This window comes from Breznakia sp. PF5-3 (assembly GCF_029504745.1).
Taxonomy (GTDB): domain Bacteria; phylum Bacillota_I; class Bacilli_A; order Erysipelotrichales; family Erysipelotrichaceae; genus Breznakia.
The window spans coordinates 1-11,045 of sequence record NZ_JAQFIQ010000062.1 but is presented as its reverse complement, the minus strand read 5'-3'; the positions used below and the strand labels follow the sequence as shown (position 1 = coordinate 11,045).

Sequence of the window (11,045 nt, the reverse complement as noted above, 5' to 3'; positions counted from 1 at the left end):
CGTTAAAATATACTGAACCGCCGTATACGGAACCGTACGTACGGTGGTGTGAGAGGTCGGTAACTGAATTAATCAGTTACCTCCTACTCGATTATCATTGTCACCTTTTAGGGATATGGTAAACATGCTATAATGTAAAGGACTATATAAAGGAGCATATATGTATAGAATCGGACAATCTACAGATATTCATCGGTTTTGTGAAGGTGATGTTATTACCCTTGGAGGAGTGAACATCAAAGCTTGTTTTGGTGTTGAGGCACACTCGGATGGCGATGCATTATGTCATGCAATTGCAGAATCCATATTAGGGGCTTTGGCTTTAGGGGATCTAGGAACGCATTTCCCTGACACGGATGCTTCAAACAAGGATCGCTCATCTATCGAGATTTTAAGTGAAGTTGTAAAAAAGATGGAAGCCAAAGAGTATGAAATTCAAAATATCGATGCATTGATTTTAATTGAAGAGCCTAAGATGGCTCCTCACATAAAAGCGATGTGCTCAAATATCAGTAAAGTTTTAAAGACAGAAGCTAGCAATGTAAGCATTAAGGCAACGCGTGGAGAGAAGATTGGTTTTGTTGGTCGTAAAGAAGGTGTTGTATGTCAATGCGTTACATTATTAAGAAGGAGAAATGGTTAAATGAATAAAGTTAGAGTAAGATATGCACCAAGTCCAACTGGACACTTACATATTGGAGGTGCTAGAACAGCGTTATTTAATTACTTGTTCGCAAAGCATTATGATGGAGATTTTATCTTTCGTTTGGAAGATACAGATATTGAAAGAAATATAGAAGGTGGAGAAGCTTCGCAATTGGAAAACCTTGCTTGGTTAGGGATTGTTCCTGATGAATCTCCACAACATCCAAATCCAGAGTGTGGACCATATCGTCAGATGGAAGCATTGGATATTTATAAAAAATATGTGGATGAACTATTAGCTAAGGGATTGGCATACAAATGTTTTTGTACACCAGAAGAATTGGCGGCAGAAAAAGAACGCCAAGAGAAATTGGGTGTTGCACCAATGTACAATCGTACCTGTGCAAACTTAAGTGCTGAAGAAGTTGCAGCGAAAGAAGCACAAGGGTTACCATATACAATTCGTGTGAAGGTTCCAGAAAATAAAACATATGTATTTAAAGATATGATTCGTGGAGAAGTATCTTTTGAATCAAAAGATATTGGGGATTGGGTAATTGTGAAATCAAATGGAATTCCAACGTATAATTTTGCTGTTACAATTGATGATCATCGAATGGGAATCACACATGTGTTCCGTGGAGAAGAGCATTTATCAAATACACCTAAGCAGTTGATGATTTATGAAATGTTAGGGTTTGATGCCCCAACTTATGGACATATGACATTGATTGTTAATGAACAACACAAGAAATTAAGCAAACGTGATGAAAGTATCATGCAATTTGTTTCTCAATATAAAGAAGAAGGTTATATACCAGAAGCGATGTTTAATTTTCTATCTTTATTAGGTTGGTCTCCTGAAGGAGAAGAAGAAATTTTCTCAAAAGCAGAGTTGATTAAAATCTTTGATGAGAAACGTTTATCAAAATCACCAAGTATGTTTGATAAAAATAAACTTACATGGGTAAATAATCGTTATATGAAAGCTTTACCACTAGAAGATGTAGTAACATTGGCACGTCCATTTTTGGAAGCTGCATATGATTTATCATCATATAGTGAAGAGTGGATTATTAAGTTGATTTCACTTTATCATGATCAAATGTCATATGGAAAAGAAATTGCTTCTTTGGCATCGTTATTCTTTAAAGATGACTATACGTTAGATGATGAAGGAAAAGAAGTGATGAGTTGGGAAACAACACCAATTGTGAAGGCAGCATTTAAAGAACAGCTTGAACAAGTTGATGAATGGACACAAGAACATATTAAAGCGGCATTTAAAGCGACTCAAAAAGCGACAGGGATTAAAGGGAAACCTTTGTTCATGGGATTAAGAGTTAGCATTACGGCACAAGAACATGGTCCAGATTTAACGCAAACGATTGAATTGCTTGGAAAAGAAAAAGTAATGATGCGTTTAAGTTAAATAAAATATAAATGATAAGGAGGGGACAACATGGATGAAAATAAGAATGTGAAAATTAAACAACCACCAGTGTTGTTTAATGAAACACAACAAATCATTGCACAATTAGAAGCGAAGTTAGGGATGCCATTAGTAGTATATTGGAACTCTTATAATGGTGGGGTTTGTGGAAATGATGTGTTGGCATTTTATGAATTGTTTAATAAGATTGGTAAGAATGAAAAAGTAGCACTATTTATTAAGTCAAAAGGTGGAGATGTGGAATCATCTTTAAGGATTGTAAATATTATTCGTAACTATAATAAAAATGTAGTTGCATTGATTCCTCTTGAATCAGCTTCTTCGGCAACACTTATGGCACTAGGAGCAGATAATATTCAAATGGGGCCACTTGCTTATTTGACACCAATTGATTCATCAACAGTACATCGTTTATCACCATTGGATACAGTGAATAATCAAAAGGTTAGAATTGCTCATGATGAAATTAAACGAATTACAAAATTGTGGAAAGAAGATGAACATGATAGTCAGGTAAATCATTATCAAGAATTGTATAAATATGTACATCCGCTTGTAATTGGTGCACTTGATCGTTCAAGTTCGTTATCAGTGAAAATTTGTACAGAGATTTTATCTTATCACGTAAGTGATAAAGAGAAGTGTAAAATCATTAGTGAAAAGTTAAATAATGATTATCCTTCACACTCTTACCCAATTGTCCTAAAAGAAGTACAAGAGTTGGGATTGAGTGCAGAATCAATGGATCAAGATATTCATGATTTATTACTTGATTTGAATAATTTGTATTCACAAATGGGAAATAAAGCATTTACCGACTTTGATGAATTTAATTATCATGACAATCAAATTTTGAATATTTTGGAAGCAAAAGAAATTCAATTGTATTTCCAAAATGATAAAGATTGGTCATATTTAAAAGAAGAACGTCGTTGGCAAGTGCTTAATGATGAAAGTTATTGGCATAAAAACGAAATTAAAGAGGGTAGTATGGAGCATAGTATCGTATATATGTCATAGAGGAGAATTATATGGAAAGTGAACGTCTATTACTTCGTCCATTTTCTTTGGATGATGCAGAAGCACTTTATCAACTTGCAAAAGATGAGGAAGTAGGAATCAATGCAGGTTGGGAAAAACATACATCTGTGGAAATGTCGAAAGAAGTAATTGAAAACATTTTTATGAAATCAGAGCAATATGCTATTATCTTGAAGGAAGATAGCAAGATAATTGGAGCTGTGGGATTAGTACCAGATCCAAAACGTGAAAATCCAGATGTGAAAATGCTTGGATATTGGATTGGAAAAGCATATTGGCGAAATGGTTATGCTACAGAAGCTAGTAATATCGTATTAGAAGATGCGTTTGAAAACAAAGGATATGAGCGCATTAGTGTTTATCATTATGCATACAATGAGGGGAGCAAAGCGGTTATTGAGAAACTAGGCTTTGTTTATGAAGGCTATCAACATCAATCTAGCAAACGCTATGATGGAGTCGTGTTGGATGATGTATTATACTCTATGAGTAAAGAAGATTATCAAAAAAGAAAAGAAGCTGAGAGGAAATAGTGAAGTATGAAAAAAATAATGAGAGGTCTAATGGTCCTGGTGCTATTAGTAGGATGCATGAGTGGTTGTGGGTCTTCAAAAGAAGATGCAGCAGAGATTATTGATGAAGCAATTAAGGAATTGAAAAAGGTAGAATCTTATAATACCAATTTAAAAATTATTTTGGATATGAATATGAAATCTGGAGGCTCAACAATCAATGGATTATTTGATGCAGATTTATCACTCGATCATTTAGTAAAAGAGGAAGTTGCACATGTTAAGGGAACGATGCAAATAGAAACAATGGGAGTGAGTGAAAGTGACAAAATGGAAATATATGCATTTAAGGAAGATGGAAAATATGTGCAATATTCAAAATCTGGAGAAGCAGATTCATGGTCATTTGAAGAATCAAAGCAAATGCTTGCATTTAATTCTGTAGAATTATTAGAAGCTATGAAGACTGCTGATAAGCTAGAAACAGATGGTAGTGGCGAAGTTGATGGGAAAAAGACAAATGTTGTCGAAGCTACAGTTGATGGGGAAACAATCCAAAAAGCATTAGATATGATGGAAGATGATGAGGAGACAGCTTCCATGATGAGCATGTTTAGTGGTAGTGATTTTAGTGAAATTGATTTTGTGGTTAAAATGCAATTTTATAAAGATAGTGGACTACCAGCAAGCTTAGAAATGGATTTCACTTCATTCTCAGAAGAAATAATGAAGAGTATGAATGATAGTGAATTATATGGAGACATGGATTTTGAAATGTCTTTTGAGGAATTTAAAATAACACTGACACATTCAAACTATGACAAAGTGAAAGCCATTGATGTACCAGAAAAATTTGATGTATCAAGTGATGATTATAGTGGAAACTATGAAGATGGAGTTGACAATCCTAAAGGTGATTGGAATCGTTTTGAATTTACCTATCAAGGAAAAAATTATAAATTACCTTTGAGTTATAGTGACTTAGAAGCAATGGGGTTTACTGTTTCTGAAGATACCTTAAAAAATACTACGGTTGCTGCAAAGGGAAGTGAATATTGGGTAGAGGCTACCAATGATAAAAAACAAACGATTATCTTATCCTTTTACAATGAAAGTGATAGTAAGAAGAAGTTAGCAGAATGTAAGATAAGTAGTATTCAAATAGATGATGATATCTCTGCAGATATTGATCTTGAATTACCTGGCGGTATTCGTCTTGGTAAGACAGAAGCAGAATTGAATAAAGCTTATCCAGAGTTTTCAAATAAGTATACTTCAGATGTACATCGAAGTTATTCTTATTATGGAGATTTAGATAAAGATGAACGATTAAATATTGAGATAAATGAAGAAGGTAAAATTTCACTAATTATTTATGAACGTCAATAAAAGATAAGGATTATTTCCTGCCTTGCAGGAAGTAATCCTTTTTTACTGGTAGAATAGGTTTTTATTTGTGTGGGACTTTTTAGCTTTATCAAACGTATATATAGTAGAGAAGGATGAAGGAGAAAGAAAATGCAATATCAAAAATCAATTACCTTACTTTTATTGCTTACGGCAATTGTAATGAGTACAAGTAATGAAACCCCAAGTGGTGAAGAGTGCATGAAGTGCTTGGTAAATCAAAGTGATGATTCACAAATAGCAAATGTTGAAGAGAATGAAGATGGACTTATTGTTGTACTTGATCTTAGTAAATATGATGGGCGTATCCAAGTAGATGAGCCTGCCAAAATAAAAAAATAACACTGGGAATTTCCAGTGTTATTTATCTGCTGCAAAGATAATACCAGCATCTTTACGAGCGTGGTACATTACATCCATTACATTTCTTGTATGATCTAATAATCGATAACATTCATCATAATTTTCACTACGAATGATAGTTTCGAAGGCTTCTACTTCATACATCATGTGCATAACTTGTTCAATACCGATGTTTTGGCTTTGATCAATAGGGTTGGTTACATCAATCTGGTCTCCTTTTAATGGAACCAGTGTAACATCTTTACAACCACCAGTAGAAGAACCACTGACTTTAATGCTAGATTTGTCTCCTTGGACAAAACATAAGTATTCACTTGATGAATCTTTTGCGCCAATGAGAGTAGCAGTAAATGTATCATAACGTAAAATCATAACGCCACTGGTGTCAATACCATTGTATCCAATGTTTGGATAATATGTATATGTGTTAGGTTTTCCAAATAGACCAATTGCAAAATGAAGATTATAAATATTAATATCCATTAAAGCACCGCCTGAAAACTTAGGATCGAATGCATTTGTTTGTTCATGGTTTTTATACTTTCCATAACGTGAAGAAAACTGTGAAAAGTTTGCTGTCAATAAATGAATATCACCTAATTTTGGTAATGCATCTTTAATTATTTTATAGTTTGGTAGATGAATTGTTGTGATAGCTTCAAATAGGAAAAGCTTTTTTTCTTTTGCTTTATTAATAAGAATATCACATTCTTCTAAAGTAGAAGTAAATGGTTTTTCATCAATAACATGTTTTCCAGCTTCTAAGGCTTTGAGTGCTTGTGGGAAATGTAAACTATTTGGGGATGCAATATAAATAGTATCAATATTTGGATCTTCCAACATTGCATCTAAATCACTATAACATTTTTCCACATTATGCTCTTGAGCAAAGGCTTTTGCTTTCGCTTCACTTCTTGAATATACAGCTTCTAAAGTTACATTATCAACCATCTTCATCGCTTGAATAAAACGGTTTACAATTGTACCTGTTCCGATTGTTCCAACTCTCATATTAGACACCTCATTTCCATATATACTATAACATAGAAGGATATTTCATGATATACTAAAAGTGGACAAGGAGTGATGAAATGCTTACAAAAACGGAAGAACCAAAGGTAATGAGAGATGTAATTCATGGATATATTCATATTGATTTGAAGATTATCTGGGATTTAATCGATACCAAAGAATTTCAACGTTTAAGAAGGATTCATCAACTTGGTGGAGACTTCCAAGTATACCATACAGCAGAGCATTCACGTTTTTCCCACTCTTTAGGGGTTTATGAAGTAGTGCGACGTATGGTTAGTGAAGTGAAAGATCTTCGCGAAACCTTAGATGAAAAAGAAAAAGTATATGTAATGATTGCTGGACTTCTACATGATATTGGACATTTTCCTTTTTCCCATGCATTTGAAAGCATTTGTGATATTTCTCATGAGACATTCTCATCACGGATTATTTTAGGTAATAGTGAGATTCATGATGTATTGGCGAAGGTTGATGAAAACCTTCCTGAAATTATTGCTGGAATTATTCGTTATACATATCCAAATGAGTTATTAAATCAGATTGTATCAGGACAATTGGATGCAGATCGAATGGATTATTTATTGCGTGATGCATATTTTACGGGTACAAGTTATGGGGCGTTTGATCTTGAGCGGATTTTGCGTACGATTCGAGTAAAAGATGGAAAATTACTGGTGAAAGAGAGTGGTATCCATAGTGTAGAAGATTATATTATGGCACGTTACCACATGTATTGGCAGGTATACTATCATCCAGTATGTAGAAGTTATGAGATTGTACTACAAAAGATTTTTGAACGGATGCGTTATTTATATCATAATGATTTTGATAAGATTAAACATTTAACGATGTTTTTACCTTTTTTGGATGGAGAACCAACTATATATGATCATTTCTATTTAGATGAAAATGCGGCACTTTATGGAATTAGTCAATTGACGAAAATTGATGATCAAATTGCGGCAGATTTAGCGAATCGTTTATTGAATCGTAAATTGTTTGAATATGAAGATGTACATAAACCAGAAGATGAACAACGAATTCAAGAAGAAGTCAAAAAAAGTGGATATGATTTATCATATTATTGTATAATGGATACAACATCACAGAGTCCATATCAACCATATGGTGAAAAACGCGGGCATGTAATCTGGGTACTAGGTGATGATAAAAAGATTGCAGAACTTTCGACAAAGAGTGTAATTGTGCAATCCTTAGTAAAAGGGGATACGAAAAAAGAGTGTAAAATCTTTTTTCCAAAACTAATATAAAGGAGGTCAATATGGATTTATTAATTGCAGGAGATACTACGAATCGTGACATGTATTTAATAATTTTTGCAGCTGCAGCGGTTGTTGTAGTCATTCTTTTAATTTTATATTTTGTACGTAAAAGAAAGAATAAAGAATAATCAGCCCATGAGGGCTTTTTTCATTATAGGAGGAACATATGAACGTAGCAGTACTTGGATTGGGTAATATCGCAGATCGTATTATTCAAGGTATTTTAGAAGCAGATGATGCACAGCTTTATGCTGTAGCAGCTAGAGATATTGGAAAAGCAAAACGTTATCAAGAAAAATATGGTGCACAGAAAGCATATGGGGATTATCAATCACTTGTAGAAGATAAAGCGGTTGATCTTATTTATATTGCAACGGTGAATCGTTTTCATTATGAACAGATTATGCTTTGTATAGATCATGGAAAACATGTGTTATGTGAGAAGCCAATGGTAGCTACAAAAGCAGAAGTAAAAGCATTGTTTGCGAAGGCTAGAGAAAAACAAGTGTTCTTGATGGAAGCCGAAAAGACAATTTTTACTCCTTTGAATCAAAAAATAATGCAGCTTATTAAAGCTGGTAAGATAGGTGATATTGTATCCATTGATGGTACTTATAGTAGTACGATGTATGTGGATAACCCAGATCATTCGCACTGGGTATATAGTAAAGAATTTGGTGGTTGTGCGTTTGATATTGGTGTATATCCAATTTGTTATTTAAATTATTTTGCAGCAGCAGATATTAAGGATGTGCATGTTGAAAAGGTTTATGGAGAAACCGGTTGTGATATTTATGCGAAAGGACTTGTTACGTATACAAATGGTGTGATTGCAACCTTTTGCTCAAGTTGGATATCACTTAGTGAAAATAATGGGTTTATCTATGGTACAAAAGGGTATATAAAGACCAAACATTTTTGGAAAAACAATATCGCTGAAATCACCTATAATGATCAAACCAAAGAGGTTATCGAGGTAGATAAGGTTAGTGATTTTAAAGGTGAGATTGAACATGCGATTAACTGCATTAAACAAGGGCTTTTTGAAAGCCCTATCCTAGGCGAAAAGGAAAGTATGGACATCTTAAGTATTGTTTTAAAAGCTGGGTAAATCAGTGTAAAAATAATTACTTATATACTATAATTATATTGGAAGAAAGGGTATAACGATTCATCGCATATTATAACGAACTTACAGGAGAACACCATGATTAGTGAATTCGTATGTGTTAATGTAATGAGTAAAGACCCAAAAGCGTTGGTGAAATTTTACCATGAAATCCTTGGTATTCCTATTTTGTTTGCTGGATTTGGTAACAATGATGGTACGAATTTAGGATTCATCAAGAAGGCGCCTACCATTTGTATTTGGAATGAACACACTTGGGGAAAGTCAGATGGATATGCAACGCTAGTATTTTGTTGCGATGATTTACAGACTACTTATAAAGAAATAATAGCCAAAGGATATCCTATTGAACCACCAGTTGATAAAAGTTGGGGAGGTCGTGAACTTAATTTTGATGATCCTGATGGAAATCATATTATAATATTGGAATAAAAGACTGTAGCTTTGCTACAGTTTTCTTATATAATAAGATTATGGAAAAACATAAAACTACAAGAATGAATACAGCATTAATCATTGAACCATGCGAAGCACTAAAACCTTATATTGCCCATTATACACTTGTAGATAAAACAGTGAATAATACGGATATTGAAACGTTAACCTTAATTCCAGATGCGAGTGGTTGTTTGATTTACATGGATAAAGATGATAAGCAAGCATGGTATCTTTGGGGAGCTACGACAAAAGTTGTAGAAGTGCCTTTTGATGTTGAGTTGGTAGAACGACGTTTTTTTGTTGAGTTTTTACCACAAGGACTTTATCATTTACTTTATCAAGATATGCATGAACTATTAGATAAGGAATTAAAGGTAGAACAAGTTGATGTAACATTGCATCATTTTCTACAAACCCTACCAATGCAAAGTAAGGATATAGAAGCAATTTTAGAACCATTAGAACAGTATTTGATAGTACTTATGAAAAGCCAAGATCAAAATATGACTTGTAAGAAGTTTATTGAAATTGCTAATGAACATCATGGGAACATTACAGTTAAAAAAATGAGTGAAAGATTATCGATTAGTGAGCGACAATTGTATCGATTATGCAATACTTTTATTGGAATGAGTGCAAAACAATATCTTAAAATATCAAGAATAAATTATATGCTTCAAAAAATGCAAAAGGATGGTAAAAATCTTAATCTTGATGATTTTGGTATGTATGATCATGCACATTATAATAAGATATTTAAAGAAATATGTGGAGTGAATCCAACAACGTATCTTTCTAATGAGCAAGAGTTTTATAATGAACTTTATAAATTTAAAGAATGATGTCCATTTTTTACAATACAAATAAAAAATTTCACGATATGATGAAAACATGGAGGAAATTATATGATTAAAAAATTACAATGCATAAACATTTCAACATTGGATACCAAAGGATTGGTAATGTTTTACCATGAGACGTTAGGCTTACCAATTGTTTTTGAAGGATATGGAAATTATGATGGAGCAACTTTAGGATTTGGAAAAGATGTAACAACAATCTGTATCTGGGATGAAGCAAAATGGGGTGCCTATGAGGGGCATCCAACATTTGTCTTTATGAGTGATGGTTTAGATGAAACCTATGCTGAATTGGTTGCCAAAGGTGTATCATTAGCAAAACCAGAACTTATGTCTTGGGGAGGAAGAGAACTTCGTCTTGATGATCCAGATGGAAATCACATTATGATATTGGAGGATGTATGAGTTCAAAGTTAGAGTTTGTTGAATATGTTTGTGAACAAATGGCAGATGCTGGAGTAATAGAATATAAACGAATGTTTGGTGAATATGGTGTTTATTGCGATAAAAAATATATTGGTTTAATCTGTGATGATCAATTGTTTTTAAAAAAGACTAAAAAAGCAGAGGCATTGCTTGATGAAGTAATTGAAGAAATACCATATCAAGGGGCAAAACCACATTTCTTAATTGAGAATATAGAAAATCATCAGAAGTTAAGTGAAATTGTTATGGCAACATATAAGGAATTACCTGAGCCAAAACCAAAACGCAAAAAAAGTTAATTATATAGCTTCAATGAAAGTTAGAGATTTTTTGATTTATAGAAAAAGCAGTCACAAAATGAAGTGCACCCCGTTATTTGGACACCCAAATAAAAGGAGGTGCATTTTTATATGTCGAAGTTACTAAGAGAACAGAAGATACAATTATACAAAG

14 protein-coding genes are annotated in these 11,045 nt (G+C 33.3%); 13 read left to right on the top strand and 1 reads right to left on the bottom strand.

The window, feature by feature from the left end:
• Positions 1–160 precede the first annotated feature (160 nt).
• The 6 genes from ispF to M2475_RS10860 all read left to right on the top strand — a co-directional run bounded on the left by ispF (position 161) and on the right by M2475_RS10860 (position 5,400).
• Positions 161–643 carry a 2-C-methyl-D-erythritol 2,4-cyclodiphosphate synthase gene (gene ispF / locus M2475_RS10885; RefSeq protein WP_277491534.1) on the top strand — a complete coding sequence of 161 codons (483 nt, stop codon included), beginning with the start codon at positions 161–163 and terminating at the stop codon, positions 641–643.
• Positions 644–2,077 carry a glutamate--tRNA ligase gene (gene gltX / locus M2475_RS10880; RefSeq protein WP_277491533.1) on the top strand — a complete coding sequence of 478 codons (1,434 nt, stop codon included), beginning with the start codon at positions 644–646 and terminating at the stop codon, positions 2,075–2,077.
• A 30-nt stretch (positions 2,078–2,107) separates the two neighbouring features.
• Positions 2,108–3,118 (top strand): ATP-dependent Clp protease proteolytic subunit, encoded by a 1,011-nt coding sequence (locus M2475_RS10875; RefSeq protein ID WP_277491532.1) that lies wholly within the window; start codon positions 2,108–2,110, stop codon positions 3,116–3,118.
• 11 nt (positions 3,119–3,129) lie between these two features.
• Positions 3,130–3,672 (top strand): GNAT family protein, encoded by a 543-nt coding sequence (locus M2475_RS10870; RefSeq protein WP_277491531.1) that lies wholly within the window; start codon positions 3,130–3,132, stop codon positions 3,670–3,672.
• A gap of 6 nt (positions 3,673–3,678) precedes the next feature.
• Complete coding sequence (locus M2475_RS10865) at positions 3,679–5,040, top strand: hypothetical protein (RefSeq protein WP_277491530.1); 1,362 nt, start codon at positions 3,679–3,681, stop codon at positions 5,038–5,040.
• A 129-nt stretch (positions 5,041–5,169) separates the two neighbouring features.
• Positions 5,170–5,400, top strand: a complete 231-nt coding sequence (locus M2475_RS10860; RefSeq protein ID WP_277491529.1) for a hypothetical protein — start codon at positions 5,170–5,172, stop codon at positions 5,398–5,400.
• 18 nt (positions 5,401–5,418) lie between these two features.
• Here the strand turns inward: M2475_RS10860 and M2475_RS10855 are convergent, their stop codons facing one another.
• The gene (locus tag M2475_RS10855; protein ID WP_277491528.1) at positions 5,419–6,432 is read right to left on the bottom strand and encodes a Gfo/Idh/MocA family oxidoreductase; all 1,014 of its coding nucleotides are present in this window, start codon (positions 6,430–6,432) and stop codon (positions 5,419–5,421) included.
• Between the two features lie 80 nt (positions 6,433–6,512).
• On the opposite strand from M2475_RS10855, the gene M2475_RS10850 reads away from it, so the two are divergent.
• From M2475_RS10850 to M2475_RS10820, 7 genes are all read left to right on the top strand, one after another.
• Positions 6,513–7,727: an HD domain-containing protein gene (locus M2475_RS10850; protein ID WP_277491527.1), complete on the top strand. Its 1,215-nt coding sequence runs from the start codon at positions 6,513–6,515 to the stop codon at positions 7,725–7,727.
• 11 nt (positions 7,728–7,738) lie between these two features.
• Positions 7,739–7,867, top strand: a complete 129-nt coding sequence (locus tag M2475_RS10845) for an LPXTG cell wall anchor domain-containing protein (RefSeq protein WP_277491526.1) — start codon at positions 7,739–7,741, stop codon at positions 7,865–7,867.
• Positions 7,868–7,905: 38 nt separating this feature from the next.
• Positions 7,906–8,850, top strand: a complete 945-nt coding sequence (locus tag M2475_RS10840) for a Gfo/Idh/MocA family oxidoreductase (protein WP_277491525.1) — start codon at positions 7,906–7,908, stop codon at positions 8,848–8,850.
• A gap of 96 nt (positions 8,851–8,946) precedes the next feature.
• Positions 8,947–9,300: a VOC family protein gene (locus M2475_RS10835; protein ID WP_277491524.1), complete on the top strand. Its 354-nt coding sequence runs from the start codon at positions 8,947–8,949 to the stop codon at positions 9,298–9,300.
• Positions 9,301–9,341: 41 nt separating this feature from the next.
• Positions 9,342–10,148, top strand: coding sequence for an AraC family transcriptional regulator (locus M2475_RS10830; protein ID WP_277491523.1), 807 nt, complete (start codon positions 9,342–9,344; stop codon positions 10,146–10,148).
• Positions 10,149–10,211: 63 nt separating this feature from the next.
• Positions 10,212–10,571 (top strand): VOC family protein, encoded by a 360-nt coding sequence (locus tag M2475_RS10825; protein ID WP_277491522.1) that lies wholly within the window; start codon positions 10,212–10,214, stop codon positions 10,569–10,571.
• Complete coding sequence (locus M2475_RS10820) at positions 10,568–10,891, top strand: TfoX/Sxy family protein (RefSeq protein ID WP_277491520.1); 324 nt, start codon at positions 10,568–10,570, stop codon at positions 10,889–10,891. The genes M2475_RS10825 and M2475_RS10820 overlap by 4 nt, the downstream gene beginning before the upstream one ends.
• The last annotated feature ends 154 nt before the right edge of the window (positions 10,892–11,045 follow it).

Excerpts from the sequence above, each read along its gene's own strand:
- M2475_RS10875 (WP_277491532.1), top strand. The coding sequence starts at position 2,108 with ATGGATGAAAATAAGAATGTGAAAATTAAACAACCACCAGTGTTGTTT.
- M2475_RS10825 (WP_277491522.1), top strand. The coding sequence starts at position 10,212 with ATGATTAAAAAATTACAATGCATAAACATTTCAACATTGGATACCAAA.
- M2475_RS10855 (WP_277491528.1), bottom strand. The coding sequence starts at position 6,432 with ATGAGAGTTGGAACAATCGGAACAGGTACAATTGTAAACCGTTTTATT.
- M2475_RS10840 (WP_277491525.1), top strand. The coding sequence starts at position 7,906 with ATGAACGTAGCAGTACTTGGATTGGGTAATATCGCAGATCGTATTATT.
- M2475_RS10865 (WP_277491530.1), top strand. The coding sequence starts at position 3,679 with ATGAAAAAAATAATGAGAGGTCTAATGGTCCTGGTGCTATTAGTAGGA.
- M2475_RS10830 (WP_277491523.1), top strand. The coding sequence starts at position 9,342 with ATGGAAAAACATAAAACTACAAGAATGAATACAGCATTAATCATTGAA.
- ispF (WP_277491534.1), top strand. The coding sequence starts at position 161 with ATGTATAGAATCGGACAATCTACAGATATTCATCGGTTTTGTGAAGGT.
- M2475_RS10860 (WP_277491529.1), top strand. The coding sequence starts at position 5,170 with ATGCAATATCAAAAATCAATTACCTTACTTTTATTGCTTACGGCAATT.
- M2475_RS10845 (WP_277491526.1), top strand. The coding sequence starts at position 7,739 with ATGGATTTATTAATTGCAGGAGATACTACGAATCGTGACATGTATTTA.
- gltX (WP_277491533.1), top strand. The coding sequence starts at position 644 with ATGAATAAAGTTAGAGTAAGATATGCACCAAGTCCAACTGGACACTTA.
- M2475_RS10870 (WP_277491531.1), top strand. The coding sequence starts at position 3,130 with ATGGAAAGTGAACGTCTATTACTTCGTCCATTTTCTTTGGATGATGCA.
- M2475_RS10835 (WP_277491524.1), top strand. The coding sequence starts at position 8,947 with ATGATTAGTGAATTCGTATGTGTTAATGTAATGAGTAAAGACCCAAAA.
- M2475_RS10850 (WP_277491527.1), top strand. The coding sequence starts at position 6,513 with ATGCTTACAAAAACGGAAGAACCAAAGGTAATGAGAGATGTAATTCAT.
- M2475_RS10820 (WP_277491520.1), top strand. The coding sequence starts at position 10,568 with ATGAGTTCAAAGTTAGAGTTTGTTGAATATGTTTGTGAACAAATGGCA.